19 protein-coding genes are annotated in these 20,895 nt (G+C 41.4%); 3 read left to right on the top strand and 16 right to left on the bottom strand.

What is annotated here, in order from left to right; all coding sequences use genetic code 11:
- Positions 1-18 precede the first annotated feature (18 nt).
- Genes IMPJCBKJ_RS13625 through aceK form a run of 4 tightly spaced genes read right to left on the bottom strand, consistent with a single transcriptional unit; the run spans position 19 to position 3,575 of the window.
- Positions 19-279 (bottom strand): DUF2999 family protein, encoded by a 261-nt coding sequence (locus tag IMPJCBKJ_RS13625; protein WP_054561248.1) that lies wholly within the window; start codon positions 277-279, stop codon positions 19-21.
- Positions 280-332: 53 nt separating this feature from the next.
- Positions 333-1,295: a zinc-binding dehydrogenase gene (locus tag IMPJCBKJ_RS13620; protein ID WP_166340697.1), complete on the bottom strand. Its 963-nt coding sequence runs from the start codon at positions 1,293-1,295 to the stop codon at positions 333-335.
- 8 nt (positions 1,296-1,303) lie between these two features.
- The gene (locus IMPJCBKJ_RS13615; RefSeq protein WP_166340696.1) at positions 1,304-1,696 is read right to left on the bottom strand and encodes a hypothetical protein; all 393 of its coding nucleotides are present in this window, start codon (positions 1,694-1,696) and stop codon (positions 1,304-1,306) included.
- A gap of 49 nt (positions 1,697-1,745) precedes the next feature.
- Positions 1,746-3,575 (bottom strand): bifunctional isocitrate dehydrogenase kinase/phosphatase, encoded by a 1,830-nt coding sequence (gene aceK, locus IMPJCBKJ_RS13610; RefSeq protein WP_166340695.1) that lies wholly within the window; start codon positions 3,573-3,575, stop codon positions 1,746-1,748.
- A gap of 105 nt (positions 3,576-3,680) precedes the next feature.
- Between aceK and IMPJCBKJ_RS13605 the strand changes: the two genes are divergently transcribed.
- Both IMPJCBKJ_RS13605 and IMPJCBKJ_RS13600 read left to right on the top strand, forming a co-directional pair.
- A complete protein-coding gene (locus IMPJCBKJ_RS13605) occupies positions 3,681-4,628 on the top strand; it encodes a LysR family transcriptional regulator (RefSeq protein WP_055021137.1) in 948 nt (315 codons plus the stop codon).
- Between the two features lie 112 nt (positions 4,629-4,740).
- Positions 4,741-5,184 (top strand): hypothetical protein, encoded by a 444-nt coding sequence (locus IMPJCBKJ_RS13600; protein ID WP_166340694.1) that lies wholly within the window; start codon positions 4,741-4,743, stop codon positions 5,182-5,184.
- Here IMPJCBKJ_RS13600 and icd read toward each other — a convergent pair.
- The 7 genes from icd to IMPJCBKJ_RS13565 form a co-directional block, all read right to left on the bottom strand.
- Complete coding sequence (gene icd, locus IMPJCBKJ_RS13595; RefSeq protein ID WP_166340727.1) at positions 5,181-6,455, bottom strand: NADP-dependent isocitrate dehydrogenase; 1,275 nt, start codon at positions 6,453-6,455, stop codon at positions 5,181-5,183. The two genes, IMPJCBKJ_RS13600 and icd, sit on opposite strands and share 4 nt — an antisense overlap.
- Before the next feature lie 92 nt (positions 6,456-6,547).
- Entirely contained in the window at positions 6,548-9,229 is a 2,682-nt protein-coding gene (locus IMPJCBKJ_RS13590; protein ID WP_054552930.1) for a 7TM diverse intracellular signaling domain-containing protein, read from the bottom strand.
- A gap of 37 nt (positions 9,230-9,266) precedes the next feature.
- Positions 9,267-11,531 carry a TonB-dependent receptor gene (locus IMPJCBKJ_RS13585; protein WP_166340693.1) on the bottom strand — a complete coding sequence of 755 codons (2,265 nt, stop codon included), beginning with the start codon at positions 11,529-11,531 and terminating at the stop codon, positions 9,267-9,269.
- Between the two features lie 142 nt (positions 11,532-11,673).
- Positions 11,674-13,905 (bottom strand): NAD(P)-binding protein, encoded by a 2,232-nt coding sequence (locus tag IMPJCBKJ_RS13580; protein ID WP_166340692.1) that lies wholly within the window; start codon positions 13,903-13,905, stop codon positions 11,674-11,676.
- Positions 13,906-13,913: 8 nt separating this feature from the next.
- Complete coding sequence (locus IMPJCBKJ_RS13575; RefSeq protein ID WP_166340691.1) at positions 13,914-14,855, bottom strand: acetoacetate decarboxylase; 942 nt, start codon at positions 14,853-14,855, stop codon at positions 13,914-13,916.
- 45 nt (positions 14,856-14,900) lie between these two features.
- On the bottom strand, positions 14,901-15,476 hold the full coding sequence (locus IMPJCBKJ_RS13570; protein WP_166340690.1) for a dienelactone hydrolase family protein: 576 nt from the start codon (positions 15,474-15,476) through the stop codon (positions 14,901-14,903).
- Positions 15,477-15,921: 445 nt separating this feature from the next.
- Positions 15,922-16,068: a hypothetical protein gene (locus IMPJCBKJ_RS13565; protein WP_166340671.1), complete on the bottom strand. Its 147-nt coding sequence runs from the start codon at positions 16,066-16,068 to the stop codon at positions 15,922-15,924.
- Positions 16,069-16,121: 53 nt separating this feature from the next.
- On the opposite strand from IMPJCBKJ_RS13565, the gene IMPJCBKJ_RS13560 reads away from it, so the two are divergent.
- Positions 16,122-16,985 (top strand): TIGR02285 family protein, encoded by an 864-nt coding sequence (locus IMPJCBKJ_RS13560; protein ID WP_166340689.1) that lies wholly within the window; start codon positions 16,122-16,124, stop codon positions 16,983-16,985.
- A 61-nt stretch (positions 16,986-17,046) separates the two neighbouring features.
- Here IMPJCBKJ_RS13560 and IMPJCBKJ_RS13555 read toward each other — a convergent pair whose 3' ends face one another.
- From IMPJCBKJ_RS13555 to IMPJCBKJ_RS13535, 5 genes are all read right to left on the bottom strand, one after another.
- Entirely contained in the window at positions 17,047-17,625 is a 579-nt protein-coding gene (locus IMPJCBKJ_RS13555; protein WP_054552925.1) for a YceI family protein, read from the bottom strand.
- Complete coding sequence (locus IMPJCBKJ_RS13550; protein WP_166340688.1) at positions 17,570-18,181, bottom strand: cytochrome b; 612 nt, start codon at positions 18,179-18,181, stop codon at positions 17,570-17,572. The genes IMPJCBKJ_RS13555 and IMPJCBKJ_RS13550 overlap by 56 nt, the downstream gene beginning before the upstream one ends.
- A 319-nt stretch (positions 18,182-18,500) precedes the next feature.
- Entirely contained in the window at positions 18,501-19,352 is an 852-nt protein-coding gene (locus IMPJCBKJ_RS13545; protein ID WP_166340687.1) for a GNAT family N-acetyltransferase, read from the bottom strand.
- Between the two features lie 74 nt (positions 19,353-19,426).
- A complete protein-coding gene (locus tag IMPJCBKJ_RS13540; protein WP_054552922.1) occupies positions 19,427-20,263 on the bottom strand; it encodes a ScpA family protein in 837 nt (278 codons plus the stop codon).
- Positions 20,264-20,271: 8 nt separating this feature from the next.
- Positions 20,272-20,892, bottom strand: coding sequence for an L-threonylcarbamoyladenylate synthase (locus IMPJCBKJ_RS13535; RefSeq protein WP_130166260.1), 621 nt, complete (start codon positions 20,890-20,892; stop codon positions 20,272-20,274).
- Positions 20,893-20,895 lie beyond the last annotated feature (3 nt).

Below are 20,895 nucleotides of genomic sequence, written 5' to 3'. Positions count from 1 at the left end.
TATTCGTATCATTTAATTTTATGACTGCTGATTTTTGAACTGCGCTTTGGCCTGCTCAACTTCATCATCACTGATACCTACTGATTCAGCTGCTTCTTTAATAAGGTGTGGCTGTGTCATCACTAATGCCATCAACTGTTGAAGCTTTTCTGGTGGGATACCCAACTGTTGAACCAGACCCATTGCCATCATTGGGTTTTCCATAAACGCTTGAAACAGCTCACGCACTTTTTCGTCACTTACATTGTGCTCTTTGAGCATTGCAATAATAGGGTTCATATTAACCTTTACTTTTAACTACTAATAAAACCAATAATATGGGCAAATTGATGTTATTCAACTAACATCACCACTTTTCCCGAGTTTTCGTTGTTACCTAAAATACGGTGAGCCTCATTTGCTTCTTGCCAATTTAAGGTTTTATAGATATTGCAATCGAACAGCCCGTTGGCCAAGTCATCATAAAAGCGCGAAATAAACTGCTCTTTTAAATCACGTTTAAATTCAATTGAACGGTTACGCAAAGTTGATGCATGAAAGGAAATTCGTTTGCTAAGCAGCCTTGCAAAGTCAACCTCAGCAAAGCGCGCATCTAAAAAGGCTAACATCACAATTTGGCAATCCATTGCTGCAACTGCAGCATTTTTATTTAAATAGCGTCCTGAGACAGGATCAACAATGGTATTGGCCTGTAAATTATTGGCTTTGAAGTACTCTACAAAATCAGTGGTTTTATAATTAATGGTGTGGTCTGCGCCAAGCTGTTTGGCATGTTCGCACTTTTCATCGCTACCTGCAGTTATCACTACTTGTGCACCCGCGCGTTTTGCCATTTGAATTGCCGCCCCTCCGACACCACTAGCTCCCGCATGGATCAGTGCCGTTTGCCCCGCTTTGAGCTGACCAAATTGAAATAAGGCAGAGAAAGCCGTTAAGTATACTTCACTGATAGCAGCGCCCTCTGCCATTGCCATTTCATCAGGTAACGGCATTACTTGCGCGGCATCAACGGCAACATACTCGCTGTAAGCACCGCCCGCGCATAAGGTAAAAACACGTTTATTCAGCCAGTCACCGGATACTGCATTACCTTGCTCAACAATGGTACCGGCGCATTCTAACCCTAAAATGTCACTGTCACCTTTTGGGGCTGGGTATTTACCTTGTCGCTGTAAGCAATCTGCGCGATTAACGCCGATTGCTGCAACAGCAATAAGAACTTCGTTATCTTTTAGAACTGGTTTATCTGTTTGCGCAAAATGTAACTGTGAGTCTTCGTGCTTAATATAACGCATATCACCTTCTATTTAATTCGTTGCCAGATCTCAGCTTCGACTAATTTGCCATTTTCATACAAGGTGTGGTGCCACAAGTCACCTTCTATTTTGTAATCAAATGCCATGGTCTTACCAAGTAGTGAAGGTACATTACCATAGGAGAAAGTTTCGATAAATTGCTGGTCTTGCAAAACATATTTGCCGCCACCAGCATAATGAAAGTTGCCTTGCTTTTGGGTGATATAGCTAAAATGACTGGGTGTAATCAGTTTAACTGAGGTTATTTCTGGCGCTTTTGCCGTCACATAGCCGTCATTGGTTGCATATTTGCCTTCAACAAATTGCCAGCTACCTAATAACGGATTGGCGCTTACCATAGACGAAATAAATAAACTCGATATTAACAGTGTGTTTTTCATAGTGCGTTCCTTAGCTTTTTAAACAGCATACGCTAACACTATGTTCCTATTAAACAGTTATAGATTGAGATTTTTTCATTTGAGCTCTCATCGAAGAAAAGCGCCAAGACTGCTTATAAGGATAAACATCAAGCAATTGTCCATCGTTTATAGCTGTTTGTAATTGCTGCCACATTGTGGCGGTGAAAATATCTTGATGCGCAACATTAAAGTGATCAAACGCCCGCTTATTGGCGCTAAAAAATACTTTAAACTGGCTCGGAAATACGTCATTTTCAGCGATATCAAAGTAGCTTTCGCTACTGAGTTCATCTAATGAATCCTCGGTTTTTGGCAGCTCTCGAAATTGGCACTCTGTCATCGGGCAAATTTCATCGTAGTCGTAGAACACCACTCTTCCCCAACGAGTTACACCAAAGTTTTTCATCAGCATATCACCGGGGAAAATATTAGCTCCCGCAAGCTCTTTTATTGCTTTACCGTAATCAACCATTACTTGCTGCAGTTTTCGCTCATCACAGTCGTTGATATACAAATTAAGCGGCGTCATTTTGCGCTCTACATACACATGACGCAAAATAAGTGCATTACCTGAAATCACAAGGCTGTCACCAATTTGCTGTTGCATTATTTGTATAAGCTCATCACTAAATCGGCTTAAATCAAACGCTAAATAACGAAATTCGTGGGTATCGACTAGCCGGCCTACTCGGTCGGCTTGTTTCACAAAGTCGTACTTGGCCATTACTTGTTGTTTGGTGGCCGTTTTTGGCGCACTAAATTTATCCTTTATTACCTTGTAGACATAATCTGAGCCTGGGGTGGTAAATACCAGCATCACCATGCCCGGCGTCCCCGGCGCAAGTGTGTATTTATCGTCAACGGGGCTATTACGGGTGGTATCAACTTTGTAACGATAAAACTCGGTTTTCGCGTGTTTGATAAAGCCTATGGCATTAAACAGCTCAAAACGTTGCTTATGAGGCATTAAAACACTGAGGTAATCAACATATCGGGCGGGTTGGTCAGTGTCGACCATAAAATAAGTACGCGCAAAGCCAAACAACAAGCTGAGTTGATCAGCTCCCATCATCACAGCATCAATGTGCAACCCTTTTTCACTGTTTAATAGCGCAATAGCAAATGGCATGTTATCGCCATTTTTAGCAATACAGCGGCCTATGATGTAGCACGCTTTATTTCTGAAAAACAATGAATTGGCGTATTCAATATAGCCATCGTTGAGAGCAAGCAGCTCATAAACTTGTGGGCATTGTTGTTTCGCTCCAGCAATCAAGGTGCGCTGTAACATGGCTACATCATCAGCAAAGTTAGCGTATTGTGAGCGAAACACATGGCGCTTTATCAAGCTACTAATCGCACTTTCAAAGCCATTTTGCAGAGAAATGCGGCTAACCAGTGAATCAAAGGGCCTTGGCCCCAGTTGATAGCGCGCTTTTAGCACAAACAAGTGCACATTGCGGATTTTTCGTGAGTCCCAAATTGCACCGAAGGTTGAATTAAAAAAGGTATGAGCAATGGGCTGGTTTTCGTGATTTTGCACCATTTCTGCGTATATTTGTTTGGCTAGTAACCAAAGCGCTGGGTCGTCTACTTCGCTATAAGCAATAATTTTTACCGCTTGGCTTACCTTTTTTACTTGCCCTTCGTAAACCTGCAGTCGCGATTTCATAGCTCCTTGAACTTGATGCCACTGGCGCTGTTCAAAACGACTTTGAGCGCCGAGAGTTATATTTAAAAACTCTGCAAACATAGCCTCAAAGCCAGCATACACCGCACGGGCAAGCTTAGTCGCTACGACCTGATTTAACTGTTCGCTGTGTGATTTAACAGCCAAATGTGAACTCTGCTGTGGCATTATTTTTATCGCTTATGCTGATTATTTTAGTCGCCTTGTTTACACACAATAGCAAGCGCGCTTTAATTTAGGTAATTAATAAAGATAATAAATAAGATTGATCAAATGAATATTAGGCACGTCGACCTCAACCTATTAGTGTATTTAAATGTTCTCATTGACGAACAAAGTGTGTCTAAAGCCGCCAATAAGCTAGCTTTGACTCAACCTGCAATGAGTAATGCCCTTAAACGTTTGCGTGATTTATTTGATGATCCATTGTTAGTGAGAGCCGCTGGCACAATGACGCCAACAGCAAAAGCGCTCAGCCTTAAACCAGAGATAGAATCACTGTTAAAAATGGCCGAAGAAATTACTCAGCCAAGTGAAGTATTCGACCCGAGTACCGCGAATATAACGTTTCGGATCATGGCAAACGACTACCTTGAATCAACCCTTATTGCGCCGTTTATCACTCAGCAGCTTGCAAAAAATCCGGGGCTTAACTTTGATATTTTGAGCCCAAGCGATGTTAACCTTCAAGATATGGAAAAAGGCACCATCGACCTTGCCATTAATCGCTTTAACGGCCTGCCCCGCTCATTCCACCAAGCCAGTGTGTGGCGAGACAATTACTGCTGCTTAACACACCCAGACAACCCTTACTTACAACAACAAAACCTTGAAGGCTACCTTGCACAAGAACACATTTGGGTAAATCGGGCTGGTTGGGGCGTAGAAGCCGCAGTAACAAATAAATCAGGCAGCCAAAAACTTGGCTGGGTCGATGAGGCATTATGGCAATTAGAACAAACCCGCAATATTCGCGTATTCACCCGCCATTACATGGTGGCGAGCCTACTTTGCCAATCACCTCAACTTATTGCCACATTGCCCCGCCGCCAAGCCATGTTACTTGCAAAACACACTGATTTGGTAATAAGTCCAGTGCCATTTCAAATAGTTCCTATTGAAGTAAAAATGTTATGGAGCCCTTTGCTACATCACGCAAACCCGCATCAGTGGCTGCGTAGAGAGCTACTCGCCTTTGCCAGTACTGTGGCTGATCGCTAAAAACAAGCATAATATTGATAAAATCAATATCAGTTATTGAAAACAACAATTTCATTAATAATGAGTGAAGGGCTAGAGTGAAGTTAAGCACATAAACAAAGAGAAAATGATTATGGAAACTTCAGCGCAATTCACTCAACAGGACAGCCTTTACATCAATGGTCAATTACACTCATTCATCGAGCAGCAGCTTTGTAAAAAAAGCGATTTAGCTTGCGAAGAAATTTACCAAACACTGGCAACCATGGTTGATGAGTTTGGTTGCCAATGTCGTAAAACCAAACATCAAGATGATGATGTTTTACAAGCAGACACACTGTTAAAAGCATATAGCACAGTACGTACTCACCCGCATTGCCATGTTGATGCACAAACAACAACTGCGGTGCTCGATGAATACTGCTGCCAAGTACCAGCTATTTTAGTGGTTGCGTTAATGGATACATTAACAGGCATGACAAGCAATGAGCCAGGTGCAGAGCACATTTATCAACGTGCAGCACAGTTAACAGGTAAACCATGTGTCTACGCAGTTAAAAGCGCCAATGCCGCTTAATATGGTTCATTATTTGAGTTACTTATTCGCGCGATGATGCTTGTTGCAAAATCACTGCAACTAAGCATCGTCGCATCGGCTACTAAGTTAGCCAAATCAAACGTCATTTCATTTGCGTTAAGCGTCTCTTCTAGGGCTTTTTCTATTTTATTCGCCGCTTCGTGCCAACCCATAAAGCGTAGCATCATGACCGCACTTAAAATACTGCTTGTTGGATTTGCACTGTCTTCCCCGGCGATGCGATTAAATGTACCATGAGTCGGTTCAAAAAAGGCCACTTCATTATTTAAGTTTGCCGCAGGCATAATACCTACCCCACCAACTTGTGCGGTTAGCATATCAGCTAAGTAATCGCCGTTTTGATTGGTTGTTACCACCACATCAAATTGCTCAGGGGTGAGCAGCGCTTGTTGTAGCATGTTATCGGCAATGACTTCTTTGATGATTAAATCATCTTGATTGTCTCGTTTGATCACTAACCAACGACCATTTTCATGCGCTAAAGCGTTAAACTCTTGCTCTGCAAGGGCAAATGCCCAGCGTTTAAAGGCGCCATCGGTAAATTTAAGTACATTGCCTTTGTGTACCACAGTCAGTGATTCACTGTGCTCTTTGATTGCAAAGTTTAGGGCGTAACGCATTAATCGCTCTGCCGCCTCTTTCGAGCTATTTTTAATGCCAATGCCACATTGGTTATCAAAACGAAGTCGGGTGACCCCCATTTCTTGGCACAGAAAATCAAGCATACGTTCGTTGTCAATACTGCCAGCCTGCCACTCAATGCCCGAGTAAACGTCTTCTGAGCTGTCACGTATTACTGTGATTTGGGTTTTTTCAGGCTCTTTTAAGGGCGAAGGTAAATGCGGATAACTGCGAATAGGCCGCATGTTAACGAATAAATCCATCTCATGACGAAGAGCCACATTTAAAGAGCGAAAACCACCGCCAAGGGGGGTTGTTAGCGGCCCTTTTATGGCAATTTTATACTGTCTAACGGCATGTAGGGTTTCTTGCGGGAACCAGTCGCCGTCGTATAATGCTGCCGCTTTTTCGCCATTGAACACTTCCATCCAATGTATTTGTTTATCACCTTGATAAGCATGACTCACCGCAGCATCGACAATATCTCGCATCACCGGGCTAATATCTTGACCCACACCATCGCCTTCAATGTAAGCAATAACCGGGTTATCAGGAATATGCCATTGGCCCTTACTATCAATCGTAATTTGCGCGCCGCTCGAGGGGACTGAAATATGTTGATACTGCATCATGCCTTCTCAGCAAAGAGTTTTAACAATATTAATATCAAGAAATAGCTAATTTGTCTGTGCTTACAAATAAATAGCCGCTATTCAAACAATCAATGGGTTACCTTGGTAAATTCATTTTCCATCGCATTAAATAATGAGCCAATTAACTGGGTATCCAAGGTTACAGTATCCTCTTTTAAGGCCGTATCGACAGCCACTGCTTTTACATACAGCATTTCACACTCAAACATATTAGCTGCACCTTTGAGCATATGCACATTTTTGCTGAACCCTTCTAAATCCATTTTTTTATATTGTTCTAGCATTTCTTTGTACTGTGTCTCTAACCCTTTTATATAATCATTTTTTAATGCCTGAAACTCTTTTTCAGGCAACTTTATATCTGCTAACTCATCGCATTCTAAATAACTGGCAATTTTATGACTAAAGGCATTTCTATCGATTGGTTTAGCAATCAAATCATTAAAGCCCTGCTTCATATAGCGCGTCACTTCATGCTTCATAGTATTCGCTGTTAGCGCAATGATAGGCACGCTTACTCCGGTTGCTTGCATCATTTTTAAAGCTTCTTGGCCGTCCATAATCGGCATTTGAATATCGAGCAAAATAAGGTCAAAGCTGTCTTCGAGGGTTGCTTGTACTGCGTCTTTACCATTTTCAACAGTGGTCACTGTCAGCCCCATACGCTCTAGTATTCGCGCAATTAAACGTCGGTTGTCTGGGTGGTCTTCGGCAAGTAATACCCTGCCCTTTAAATTCTCTGGTGCATCAAGCTTACTAAACGGTGAGGTTTCAACAAGTTTCACTTCGCTCATATCATTGAGCCAACGAGTGTTGTCTGTGGTGTACACCGACATAGTGAAAATAAACTCACTGCCAGAGCCGACATTACTTTTAACGCTGATATCCCCATCCAATTTCTGCGCAAGGCTCTTTGAAATATTAAGACCAAGCCCAGTACCACCATATTGCCGAGAAATACTCGAATCAGCTTGATAAAAAGCACTAAATAACAACTGCTGCTCTTTTTCAGTCATACCAATGCCAGTATCTTTTACACTAATTGACAACTTATCGTTGTGACAGCTCACAGTTAAGGTTATACGCCCCACTTGCGTGAACTTAAGGGCATTGGTTGTTAAGTTTAATAAGATTTGCCTTAATCGACTCGGATCGGTAATCAAGTAGTCTGGTAATGGGAACTGATAATCGACACTGAACTTTAAGCCCTTATCGCGAATTTGCTTGCCAATGAGCGACTCTATATTGGCAATCGTGGCAAACAAGTCTGTTTCGACTAAATCAATTTCGAGCTTGTTAGCTTCAATCTTCGACATATCGAGGATATCGTTAATTAATCCAAGAACATGACGACTATTTTGCAAAATAACCCCAATTCCATGGTTGCGCTCATGGGGCTTAATATCCCCGAGCATAATACCATCTGCATAACCAATGATTGACGTCATTGGGGTGCGAATTTCATGACTGATATTCGCTAAGAAACGGCTTTTAGCCTCATTTGCATCGCGAAGCTCTGAGGCGAGTTCTTCAAGCTCCAACGTTCTTAAATGGACTTTTTCTTCTAGATTTTTGTTGAGCTCTACGTTGTCATCATGAAGCAGCCTAAACTTATCGGCCACAGCAAATGCCAGCAACATAGCGTCCATAGCGGTGCCTATCAAACCCAATAAATATAAATTAATGGAGGTTGCTGGCAGCAAGCCTAAATTCGTTAAATTACCTACCATATTCGGTAGCATCATGGCTATGTAAGCAAGCACAAAATATCGCGCTGGCTTAAAGCCAATAAGCATACAGCGAATACCTATGTATAAGCCTAAACATAAAGCAACGCCCGTCACTAACGTTGACCAATAAAAACCAAAGCTTGGCCATAAAATACAAAACGGTATACCCAAGGTCGCGATCACACCCACCATCAATGATAATTGCGCCAGTTTCGGAAATGTCTCTTTGAGTTTAAGCAAGTTGTTGTAAAACAGAATATTGGTTAATGGCGTGAGCGCAAAGCCAAGCCAATGAAGGTGAGGATTATAGTAACCAAATAGCTGATCCGAAATATGGAAAAAGTGGCTCCAAGCAAACACCCAAGATGCAGTAAATAATGCATAGTAAAGATGTGTGACATCACGGGAAACCAAATAAATTAATAAGTTATATAAGCCAAGCGCAATACCCACCCCAAAGCAGAGCATCATGACCATATTTTCAACGGTTATATTCTGAAAATAATCTTGGTATGGCGTTAATACTAGCTTTGCAGGGGTATAAAAGTAGTCACTTTCAAAATAGGTAATAAGCGTATAGCGCTTGCCTTTCTCAAGAGACAAACGATTACCATAGTGGAATGCAAACTGATTTGGCTCTTTACCACCCGTTACAAAGTGCTGTATGGGGGCTGTTGGATCAGTGATATCGTAAATGCGGCTTTCTATTTTTGAAACCAAGGTGTTATACGGATAGAGCACTAAATCTTCGATATCACTTTGATTTTCAATTTCAACAATTAACCAATAACTACCACCAACCGAGCTTATTCGAGATTGTGGCTTTTTGCTGGCTCGCCAAGTATCAATTTCAGCCACCGATTGCGGGAACATATTATCGTTCGCCGTAAACACATCACCGACATCATGAAGATTTTGATCAGCCACAGCATCGGTGTAGACAAACGTCTCTTGTGCATTAGCCGAAACACTTAATAACAACAAAAACAGCAGAGTACTAAAATACAGCTTAAACCGCATTCACAAAACCCCTGTACCAGTGTGGAGATGGCAACGACTAGAATTGCAGTGAAACATCAAAGCCATAGCGACGCCCTTCCCCTTTAAAGTCTTCAAGCATGCCTAGGAACGAGCTTAAATCGAACTTTAACTGACTGTATTCAGTATCAAATAAATTTTTGCCCCATAAAGTAAATGACCAATTTTCAACATCGTATTTTAGATGCGCATTAACAATGCTAAAACCGTCTTGGCGGGCATATGGGTTCATGTTCTGATCAAAATAAAACTCAGACTGATAATCGTAAATAATGTTGGCCGATAACGGATACGACGCCAAGCTGGTGTCGTATTTTAACCCCGCTGATACATTCCATTTAGAAGTAAATGGTAGTTGGTTATCGGTAATACTATTACCAAGTGGATCAACGTATTCTTCAAATTCAGCATGAGGGATATAGCCTACTGAAAGTAGCATGGCTAATTGTTTAGTTGCTTGGTAATTAATTTCAGTTTCAAGGCCGTAAATAGTTGAATCAGCCACATTTTCAAGTAATTGCACTGGGGGCATTTGCGGTGTTTCTGACGCTTGGTTCATAAACACTTGTTGGTCGTTATAATCATAATAAAACGCCGCCCAATTCATTCTAAGTTGCTTCCCAGGCCAGAACGACTTTAAGCCAATTTCATGGGCATTTAAGCGCTCTTTGCCATAGTTTGCCAAGATTGCTTGTTCTTCGGATGACAAAAAGCCGCCATTGTAGCCACCACTTTTACTACCATTAGCAAAACGATAATAAAGATTGCTTGTATCTGAATAGCGATAATTAACGGCAAATTGCCCGGTAAAACCGTTATCTGATTGCTCATCGGTAACACGATAAAATGGTACCAGTACCCCATCTAAGTCGTTTACATCAACCACCGCATTTAAGGTGGCGATTGAGTCATACTCAAGTGACTCATAGTCATATCTAAGACCGGCTGTAATCATCCATTTATCTGCGACAGGCACTTCAATTTGGCTGAATACAGCCAAATTTTGCATCTTGATTTCGTTATCGTAGATAAAGGTCGCGGTTAAATTTGTCGGTAAAACACCCCGGAAATCACGCAAAATATCATTTAAATTATCTTGCTCAATTGTCTCATCGGCAAAATAAATACCACTGGTGAGTGTGTAATCAGCAAGTTCGTTTAATAACCTGAATTCTTGGCTGAATAGTTGGGTATCTAACCCTAATACCCCTTCGCACAAACGAGCTGGGGAGCCATCGCAGTTAAAAGCGTGGCTCCTTTCTAAATCGTTAAAGCTCGACAGTGAAGTAAATGTACTTTGCTCGTTTAAATGCCAATTCAGTTCAGCAATAAAACCGTAGCCATCGGATTTATGAGGTGAGTCGTTATTGACGCTCACCGCAAAGAAGTCATCACTGCCATCATTGAAACCAAAGTTATCAAAACAGCGTCTTGAGCCCGCATCTGCTGGTGAACACAGCTCACCCGTTAAAGGGTTTGCGACAATACCAATACTACCAACTGGCTGGGCAATACCATCCCAATCTTCAATATGCGCTTGCAGGTAAAGATCAACCTCATCCCACTCAGACAAAAAAGACACACGGGCATTTTTTTGCTCCATGCCTGCTGTTGGCGAGTCTGCATAAGTGTTTTTTGTTGAGTATTCGTAGTCTTGATAGTTAACCGCAATTCGTAATGCACTGGAACCTGATAGTTGCTGGTTCCACATACCATCAACGCTGGTGGCATTATTGTTGGCAACGCCTAATGTCAACGAGCCATAGCTATCAAACTCAGGACGATTTGAGCGTATAAGTATTGCACCACCGGTAGAATTACGACCAAATAAGGTACCCTGCGGGCCGCGTAAAATATCAAGCTGTTCAATATCGTACAAGTTAACAATTTGATTATTAGCAGACCCCACCGCAACGCCATCAAGATACATAGCAACAGGTGAGGTATTCGCCGTATTGTAATCAAGTAATCCCACCCCACGGATGCTCACAGCGGGAGGCGTCCCTTCTGCGGCGTTTTGGGTGATTTTAACATTTGGCGCAAACAAGCCAATTTCAGTTGAATCTTTAAAATGCTGAGCTTTTAAAATTTCGCCATCCACTTGGCTTACCGCTACACTCACATCTTCAATTGCTTGCGGACGCTTTTGTGCATAAACGCTAATAACTTCCATGTCTTTTTCAGTCTCAGCTCCTTGTGCAAAAGCGCTTGCCATTACACATGCTGCCAAGCAGGTGCTCGACATCATCATAAATTTAGGATCATTCAGAAAGGGTCGCTTCATTGGCTTTTAGACCTTAAAAGAGGGAAACTTGTTAAATTGTTGTAATTTAGTGGTAAGTATAGACCAAACAATAGATTAAAGTCGCATATAAATCATGAAAATTCATGACTTATACGCATACTTATTTATAACTTTGCTCACCCTAACTTTTTTCGAATGCATGCTCTCCGCTAATTTCGCTTGGCCAACCACATATTGCCCGCGCTGTTTGCATACCGGCCATTACAGCAGCCTCAACACAGCCAGCATTAACACCGGTTTTTATCCAATCGCCAGTGATGCGCAAATTGACAAACTGACTGCCATCAGTAGCTAGGCGGTATTTACTTGTATCAACCACAGATAAGACGTAGCGCTCACTGGGATCAACATTAACGCGCCAGTATTGTTGCTCGAGAGCAGGTAAAATGCTGTGCGGATCACTGTAAAAAACCCGCCAATCAAATTTGTTATCAATATAGGCTTGAGGCCAAAGTGGCCGCATATCTGCACTAAACAAATTATGCATATTTGATTTTACTTCGGCTTTCATTTGCTCTGGGAATTGATGAGCACTGGCAGGTGGATAGTTTTCGCAGCTAAATGCACTGCAAAAATAGGCAATGTTCACGGGCGCATTTTCACTTGGCCAATCTTCTTTATCGAGCAAGTTGCCCATTGCCGCCCAGGTATCAAACGGCTCAACAAAGCCACTTAAAATAGGTCCTTCATGAGCGGCATTGGTTTGCGTAAAGCCAAGTTGTTGGTCGGTTTTATTCAACCATACCTGGCAAGCCTGAGTCGCTACACTTTGTACTTTTGTAGCTTGTTGAGAGAGCGCGTAATCTACAGCTAAAAGTTCAGGGGCCACGTGTTCAAGTGAGGCAACCGATACACCTAAAATAAGTGTGTCAAAATCAATACCATGGCGAAGCGTCACTGTTGGCAATGGGGTACCAAAGTGCTCTTGATACACCTCGGGCCAATTACTCCAAAATGACTCTAAATTGATTTGATATTCTTGTAATAAGTGCGCTTGTTCAGAGCTGATTTGCTCATACAGAGGCTCACTTGGCCAGCATGGCAGCTGTTTTACATCAATGAGCGGGTCATAATCTTGGCCAACTAAACTCACCTGTTGACAAAGCTCAATTTCACTTACCAGCTGTTCACCTTGGTCAGTTTGCCCTGCAGCTAAGTTAGTTAACTGATGAAAAAACTTAAACTTAACGCCGCGCTGCTTTAAAAGTTCATAAATTGGCCCAAAAATGACATCGCCCATCCCAGCTTGCATTTTCCACATCACGCCGCCTTTATAGCAAAGACCTATACGTAACATGGCAAGGGCGGCAACGCCTGCTTCAACATTGGGTTTATTAAAGTCACCTTTAGGGTATGCGAACACCAAATCATAAAAGCCACGCACTGGCGCTGAATCGACACTGTAAGTTTTGTTAGCACCATTTTTTTCGAGCCACTGACGAAAGTCGTAGCAATTAATGACACCAAAACCGTCGCGATATACTTTGTCTTTAATCAACCCGGTGAGCATTGCAATCGCAAGATCGGCACAAATATAAAGTCTGCGCAGCTCTGGGCTGTCATCGAGTAAATCAATAACTTGGTCTTTAAACCAACGTTTTAACTTTCTGACGATATACCAAATCACCAGTCGATCGGCCTGTTTATCTGTATGGGTGGCCTGCTTTTCGGTGAACTGCAGCAAATGAGTTATCAATGTTCGTGGGTTCGAGGCAATTTCAGTTGCGCCTGCTTCAATATCATCGATGAATTTCTTTGCGCCATTTAAATGGGTATCAATGTCTGCTTTGATTTCTTGATACATGTGTTTGAGTAACGATTGATCCCGTGATTTTTTAGTCACTAAAGAGGTTTTAGCATCTTGCTGCTGACAAACATGCACAATGCCTTCGGTCCATTTTTTTAGCCATGCTAATGTCATGGTGACAAAGTCCCACACTGTTATATCTAGGCTGCCATCAGCGGGGTTCCCTTCAATGGTAGGAAAATCTATCGGCCAAGTTTGCCATTCGTTATCAATAAACTCTTGTAAAGCAATAAAACTGTGTGGTTTAAATGCCTGCTGCCAAGTAGCCAATGAGCAACTATCGGGTCGGTTGAGTGCGTTATACACCCCTTCTAAGGTGCGAAAGCTATTCACGTAGGCGCCAAACCAAACATGTAAACCATGCTCTTCAATTCGTTGTCCAAAATGGGCGTTTCGGCCACTCGCCCCTTTACCACCAAGGCGCCAACCCTGTTGATAAACGGTAATTTCGCGCTGGCTTTGCCAATTAGCTTGCTCGGTTAAATACACTGCTGCAGTCATCGCTGCAACACCACCACCGACAATGGTGATTTTTTCTTTTTCCATGCTTCCCCCTATACTGGTAACAATTGTGTTGCGCCAAGCTGGTCAAAGTCCATATTGACGTAAAAAGGTAAATGAACCGCTTGTTTGCCAAGTGCAATGCCAAACATGTCATTCAGAGGAAAGCTCGCAAGGGCTTTTACATCCAAACTAAAATCATTGTGTAAAAGTTTTAATTGGTGAATTTTTTTGATTAACGATGGTGAGTGAACCACGCTTTGATAAACGGCTTTATCTCCTTGACCATCGGGAAATTGTTTAAACAAAATCTGATCCATCTGCGGATGAATAAACCCGTCTAATAATTGTTTAAGAAGTGATAAATCAATGCCTTTAATTTGCGCATCAAACAAGTCTGTAACGTGTTTAGAAAATTGCGATAAGTTATCGAGTAGGTTTTCCTTGGTACTTGCCTGCGTTTGCTCAATGGTTAATAGCTCATGCATCGCTAATTTAGAGTCTGGGTTAAACACATCAAAACATTCTAAAGAAATGCTAAAGGCGCCCGCATCACTCACAGCAGCTGGCATTTGGTATTCACAGAGGTATTTATTGTAGCCCCAGGCTTCTCGGCCATTAATTAAGGCATAAATATTATTGACGCTAATAAATGCCGGATACCAATATAAATGACTAATGTCACCACCTTGCATTTTTGCGACTGGGAGCCAAATAATAATATCAGTTTCTTGCATCCAGCCATGCTCTGAAAACGGTGGCGTTAACGAAGAAATTTTTTCGATATCAGTGAAGGTAAGTAAACACGTGCTCCCTAACACATTAAACGTGGTTGATTCGGTTGCTAATAAATTTAAAGTTGCATCAACATACTGCTGCATTTTTTGCTCACACCCTGCAACAAAAAATCCGTACATTTGCGCATTGATCATTCGACAAGGTGGTTTAGCAACCGGGTTAGATAAGAAATGGCTGTAATTTGCTTGGTCCGTCATAGTTATTACTTATATTATTGTTTAGTAATGACTATAGACTAGTTTTTAATGGTTGGTGGTAACTTCTAGATGACAACTTTCTTTTAACAGTTGTTCTGTAAATTGCTGATAGCCAAACTGATTAAAATTTTCAGATAACGGATTCATAAAACCATGACCAAAGTCGGCTATTTCACAGCTCACCTTTGCTTTGCTTTTTAATGAAGCAACCACAGGCTTAATATCAAAATGCTCTTCACTGTGAGGAAAAATAAATCGACAAGGGACGTTAGCCTCAAGCTCAAGATGATATCTGACTTGGGATGGATAAAAGGCAATAATTTTTTTAATGAATGAATTTTTTAACTCTGCTTGAGCTCGCCAAACGGCAGCCGCGCCTGCACTAAATGCAATAATCGTGGTTGGCTGACGAATAGCAGCCATTTTTAAATGTACTTTTTCAAAATAACTATCATGGCCGCATTGTGTTAAGAAATGCTGGTATTGAAACTGCTCATTTATAGGGAGCTGAATTTCTCCTTGGTAAGGGTCGCAAAGACTCACCTTACCGCGAAGCTGCTGGGCAAGCAGCGATAAATGCGCTGTTTTACCAAATATATCTGACACCAAAAGGTAATTCATATGCATACTTCTTATTGTTATTTTGTGCCTAATCACAATACGCCCGTTTCTATTAAACATCCAGAAATTATTTTTGATGTTTAAAAAATAAACCTTGCGCTTAGTTAATTCTTACAGTAATCTACTTGTCTGGTTTTTAGAAACCACGCGGTTAACCCCTTACCTTGATCCAGTAATTCCCGCATATTCGTATAAATACTTGCAACTCGTTTGCTAAATGACATTTTGATGAATTTTCAAATCATCACCAAACTGTCACAAACTTAGTCAACACTGTTAGCAAGACAACAAATGTCGGTCTGTATTTTTTAAATGCCTATTAAAGCTCTACAGACACAGACAAAAGAAAGAGTGAGTTTTATTATGTCATATAAATACAACGGATCTTTGATCCAGATCGCACACCCAGTGCAATCAATCTCGGTAAATAAACAGCGTGTAATTTTTAGTGACACGCAAGGTTTAAAAAACGCCATCTTCCAAAAGGCAAGTGATGCACGCCAATTTGTGAAGTGGCTAAAAGCCAACTAAACCCTACCGATAAACGCCAGCCAATACGCTGGCGTTTTAGTTTTTCATCACCAGCCTGCATATAGCTAAATTCCTGCTACACTTATATTTTAAGCCCACAAATAGGTAGTAAAAATGCGTTTTACGTGCTCTATTTTACTATTACTTTTCTGCCTCCCCGTTGCTGCAACTAAGCAACCGAAGTCAATCGAATGGATCATGGTTGATTTTGCTCCCTACTACATCATGAATGACAAATATGAAGGCACAGGTCGTGACGAAAGTGTGATCAAATTACTAGAGCAATTTCTGCCAGAGGTTTCATTTAAACGCACCCTATTGTCAGCCAGTCGCGCCGTGCATGAACTATCAAACCCACACAACAATTACTGTATGCTGTCGTTATATCAAAGCGAGCACCGTAAGCAGCATATTCAGTTTACAGAGCACACTTCAACAGTGGGTTTATCACCCTCCATTGCCATACGTAAAGAGTTAGCCACAAAACTTAAGTTAGACGTGACAAAACCCGTGTCTTTAAAGTCGTTATTAAACGAAAAACACTTGGCATTAGGGGTATCAATGAGCCGCTCGTTTGGCGCCGATATAGATAGCGTGATTAACGAAAGCCATGACGCTAATATTATCTCACGCCCCGGCAGAGATACACTCGCAAGCTTAACTTATATGCTGCATAAGAAGCGCATTGATATATTACTTGGCTACCCTAGCGAACATTACTATTTGGCGCACTCAATGGGCTTTAAAGATGAATTGACCCAACTGACACTCACCGAAGCACCGGCATTAAGCGTTGGTTATATAGGTTGTACAAATAACAAACAAGGCAAAGAAACGGTAAAACTACTAGATGAAACCCTTGAAAAAATAGCTCACACAAACGCTTTTCATGATGTTTTAGTTCGCTGGCTACCTGATAATTTACAGCCCATTTTAGAAAAAAGGTTAAAAGATAGAAACGAAAGTGCCGCTCATTGAGCGGCACTTTTAATTTCCTAATCCACATAGTTATGCGAATTGGCAGTCGTATTAATGGTGCTTACTTGCGCACACCTTCAATGAATAAACCGATATCAACATGCGTAGAAGCAGGGCCTAGATTGTAGTCGATACCATAGTCAGCTAGTTTAAGGCTTGTTTCACCTTCAAAACCAACACGGTATCCACCCCATGGATCTTTACCTTCACCAATTTTATCAATTTCAAAAGTAATGGTTTTAGTCACACCATTTAAGGTAAATTCACCTGTTACATCTGCTTCATCACCGTCTTCATCGAACTTGATTGAGGTACTTTTAAATGTTGCAGTTGGGTATTTATCAACATTTAAGAAGTCTTTACCGCGTAAGTGCTTGTCACGCTCAGCATGGTTTGAGTCGATGCTTTTAGTATCAATCGTTACATTGATTTTAGATGCATTAGGCGCTTTATCGTCATAGCTAAAATCACCTGAGAAAGTATTAAAACGACCATGTAACCAGCTGTAACCTAAGTGCTTAATTTTAAAAGTGACAAATGCGTGCGCACCATCTGTATCAATAACGTAGTCAGCTGCATTTGCGTTAGCTGTTGAGAAAAGTGCAGCACTTAGTGCTGTGCCTAATAGTAATTTTTTCATGTAAATCATCCTTCAATGGTTTGATCATTCTAATTAAGGTTTTATCTTTATCGATAAAATGATGTTTTAGTGCCCCTAAAGCATGTAAAACAACCACAGCTATTAGCCCATACGCGGCATAAAAGTGAATTTTACCTGCAATATCTTCTTGGTTCGCGACAGACTCTGGTAATGCCGGCACAGCAAATAAATTAAATACTTCAATTGCACGGCCATCAGCCGTAGAAATTAAATAGCCAGATGTCACAATGACGATTAAAGCTAAATAAATTAGTTTATGAACTGAGTGAGCAACTAGATTCATTGCTTTTGAGCTACCTGCAACAGGCTCAGGCTGAGTACCTAACAAACGCCAACCAAATCGAAACAGCAATAATGCTGCTAAGGTAATACCAACGCTTTTATGCAAGTCCAAAGAGCCTTTGTACCAAGCGTCGTAATAGGTTAGCTCAACCATATATACGCCTAAGCCAAACAAACCAAACACCCCAAGTGCCATTAACCAGTGCACTAAGATGGCCACCCAGCCATAACTTGACTTTGAATTCTTTAACATACTCATTTCCCATGAGAATCGTGAAACTAGATACAGCTTAGCTTAGGATTTATATAATGAAAATAGCGTAAAACGAACAGCTTCTGTGCGTATATGCACACCCAGGCAAAGGAGAAAGGTGAAAGTAGTAAGGGGAAAGTGGAAAGGAAAAAGACAGAAGGTGCTAGGTGCTAGGTGCTAGGTGCTAGGTGCTAGGTGCTAGGTGCTAGGTGCTAGGTGCTAGCAATATTATGAATACTCGTTGATAAAAGCATCTAATTCTTAACGTGATAAATTTTGAGTTTTACGCACAACCGTTTAATCACTCAACCCAATAAACTCAGCCGATTTCAAAAGAAGTGACGCCAAAAATACGGTTTAATGGCAAGTTCGGACATTCACCGGTGTACATTCTGGCGGTTTCAAATGACACCTGCATGTTGTATTTCTGTACCAAAGCAACAGCAGCTTGATTGATTTCTGGTGTATCAAGGAAAATAGCGTCGGATGCACTCGCTTTAGATTTTAAAGCAAGGAACAAAGATTCAGCTAATTCTGGTGAGTCGGCAAATAAGGGGCCAACTTTAAAGCCGTTCTGGCACTTGCGAATTACGCCGTATCCTGCCAGTTCTCCATTGTTCATTACGCCCAAAGCGTCGCATTGGGGTTGGCTTAACCATGCTTTGGTAAAGTTTGCTCTATTTACCGGGAAAAAAGCCTGTTCGTATGCGTCAATAATTTCGAATGGCACAGTATTAAGATCAACAATGTCAGCATTTTGCGGTAAATTACCACCGCCTATTCCTGCAAAACGGATATTGCGATAAGCCAGATTAAAACCAGATTTTTTGTAGTTCTCTTGCTGCTCCACCACACCATCAAGGCCAATATTCAACCCTTCAAGGCGCTTTAACGCGGCATTCCAAATTTGCATTCCGTAGCCTTTGCCTCGGTAATCAGGTTTAACAATGTAAAAGCCGATAAAGCCAAATGCATCGTGATAATTAATGGCAGAAATTGTAGCAATAGGTTCATCATCTAGAAAACCGACAAGAAATCCTTCAGGATCAGCAGCAAAATAACACTCTGCATCATTAAGGCCCGGATTCCAGCCTTCTGCTGCAGCCCAATCAATCATGAGTTCGACTTCCTTCTTGGTCATGGTTTTGATTGTAAAATGTTTACTTTGCATCTGCTTTCCTTATATTTTTCAGTCTACTCTGACAGCTAACTTAAAACTTACTGCTTAAAACCATTAACTTCTAGCTATTCGCTTTCTTCCACCAAACCAACATAAATCTGGCTATTGGCATCTACCTGAAAGCAGCTGATCAGGTTTTCTTTCACCAGCTCTAACATGGCGATAAAGCTTACTACAACACCACTTCTGCCCTCTTCTACCGTAAAAAGAGTGCTAAAAGGCAGCTGTGATTGAGCCTCTGAGAGTTTATCTAAGATTAAGCTCATCCGTTCACGGGTCGATAAGGCTTCTGCGGTAATATGATGGTGTTCAAATGTTTTAGCTCGGGCCATAACGTCGCTTAGCGCAACTAACAAGTCTTTCATGTCAACGTCAGGTAACAGTACCTCACGCTCACTGAATTCTGGCACCAGTGCTTCGGCAACAAAGATATCGCGGCCTTCGCGAGGGATTTCATCAAGATTTTCTGCGGCTTTTTTAAATTGTTCGTATTCTTGTAAACGTCTTACAAGCTCAGCTCGTGGGTCTTCTTCCTCTTCAAGCTCTTCATGTTTTGGTAATAATAATCGTGATTTAATTTGTGCTAATAGCGCCGCCATCACAAGGTATTCACCTGCCAGCTCAAGCTGAAACTCGCTCATCATTTCAACATAACTCACGTATTGCTCAGTAATACTAAAAATAGAGAGCTCTAGCACATCGAGTTTATGTTTTTTGATTAAGTACAGAAGTAAATCGAGAGGACCTTCAAAGGTTTCTAAAATGATCTCTAGCGCATCGGGGGGAATATATAAATCTTCAGGTTTATCAACCACCGCTTTACCATGCAAAAAAGCCAGTGGCAGCTTTTGCTGTACTGGCTCTTGTAAATTATCTGGCGCGTCAAGCTCTGGGCTAGTCAATGAAGTCTCTACTCAAATGGTTTAGTATCACCACAACCCACACGTAAGATTTCGATATCATCATCCGACAAGTCAATTACTGTGGTTGCCTGTTCAGGAAGATAACCACCATGAATAATTAAATCAACTTGCTTTTCAATGCGATCGCGAATTTCATCAGGATCTGCCTCGGTATATTGCTCACCCGGTAAAATTAAAGAGCACGACATTAACGGCTCACCTAATTCAGCCAATAAAGCACAGGTGATTGGGTGTTCGATAACACGAATACCAATGGTTTTTTTCTTTTCGTTTAATAAACGCTTTGGTACTTCTTTAGTGCCTTTAAAGATGAACGTATAAGGCCCAGGGGTGTTATTTTTAATCAATCTGAATAACTGATTATCAACGCGAGCATAGGTAGATAGCTCAGATAAGTCGCGGCAGACCAAAGTAAAGTTATGGTGTTTTTCAATGCCACGAATACGTTCGATACGCTCTTTTGCTTGCTTATTACCAATGCTACAGCCAAGTGCGTAACCCGAATCGGTTGGGTATACAATAACACCGCCCTGCTTAATAATATCAACCGCTTGGCTGATTAAGCGTGGTTGCGGATTATCTGGATGAATATGAAAAAACTGACTCATTAC

This window comes from Pseudoalteromonas sp. MB47, assembly GCF_011319765.1.
Classification (GTDB): Bacteria; Pseudomonadota; Gammaproteobacteria; order Enterobacterales; family Alteromonadaceae; genus Pseudoalteromonas; species Pseudoalteromonas simplex.
The sequence above is the reverse complement of the archived record's forward strand: the minus strand, read 5'-3'. Positions and strand labels throughout refer to the sequence as shown.

Coding starts and splice junctions, on each gene's coding strand:
- IMPJCBKJ_RS13625 (WP_054561248.1), bottom strand. CDS start 279: ATGAACCCTATTATTGCAATGCTCAAAGAGCACAATGTAAGTGACGAA.
- IMPJCBKJ_RS13620 (WP_166340697.1), bottom strand. CDS start 1,295: ATGCGTTATATTAAGCACGAAGACTCACAGTTACATTTTGCGCAAACA.
- IMPJCBKJ_RS13615 (WP_166340696.1), bottom strand. CDS start 1,696: ATGAAAAACACACTGTTAATATCGAGTTTATTTATTTCGTCTATGGTA.
- aceK (WP_166340695.1), bottom strand. CDS start 3,575: ATGCCACAGCAGAGTTCACATTTGGCTGTTAAATCACACAGCGAACAG.
- IMPJCBKJ_RS13605 (WP_055021137.1), top strand. CDS start 3,681: ATGAATATTAGGCACGTCGACCTCAACCTATTAGTGTATTTAAATGTT.
- IMPJCBKJ_RS13600 (WP_166340694.1), top strand. CDS start 4,741: ATGGAAACTTCAGCGCAATTCACTCAACAGGACAGCCTTTACATCAAT.
- icd (WP_166340727.1), bottom strand. CDS start 6,455: ATGCAGTATCAACATATTTCAGTCCCCTCGAGCGGCGCGCAAATTACG.
- IMPJCBKJ_RS13590 (WP_054552930.1), bottom strand. CDS start 9,229: ATGCGGTTTAAGCTGTATTTTAGTACTCTGCTGTTTTTGTTGTTATTA.
- IMPJCBKJ_RS13585 (WP_166340693.1), bottom strand. CDS start 11,531: ATGAAGCGACCCTTTCTGAATGATCCTAAATTTATGATGATGTCGAGC.
- IMPJCBKJ_RS13580 (WP_166340692.1), bottom strand. CDS start 13,905: ATGGAAAAAGAAAAAATCACCATTGTCGGTGGTGGTGTTGCAGCGATG.
- IMPJCBKJ_RS13575 (WP_166340691.1), bottom strand. CDS start 14,855: ATGACGGACCAAGCAAATTACAGCCATTTCTTATCTAACCCGGTTGCT.
- IMPJCBKJ_RS13570 (WP_166340690.1), bottom strand. CDS start 15,476: ATGAATTACCTTTTGGTGTCAGATATATTTGGTAAAACAGCGCATTTA.
- IMPJCBKJ_RS13565 (WP_166340671.1), bottom strand. CDS start 16,068: ATGCAGGCTGGTGATGAAAAACTAAAACGCCAGCGTATTGGCTGGCGT.
- IMPJCBKJ_RS13560 (WP_166340689.1), top strand. CDS start 16,122: ATGCGTTTTACGTGCTCTATTTTACTATTACTTTTCTGCCTCCCCGTT.
- IMPJCBKJ_RS13555 (WP_054552925.1), bottom strand. CDS start 17,625: ATGAAAAAATTACTATTAGGCACAGCACTAAGTGCTGCACTTTTCTCA.
- IMPJCBKJ_RS13550 (WP_166340688.1), bottom strand. CDS start 18,181: ATGTTAAAGAATTCAAAGTCAAGTTATGGCTGGGTGGCCATCTTAGTG.
- IMPJCBKJ_RS13545 (WP_166340687.1), bottom strand. CDS start 19,352: ATGCAAAGTAAACATTTTACAATCAAAACCATGACCAAGAAGGAAGTC.
- IMPJCBKJ_RS13535 (WP_130166260.1), bottom strand. CDS start 20,892: ATGAGTCAGTTTTTTCATATTCATCCAGATAATCCGCAACCACGCTTA.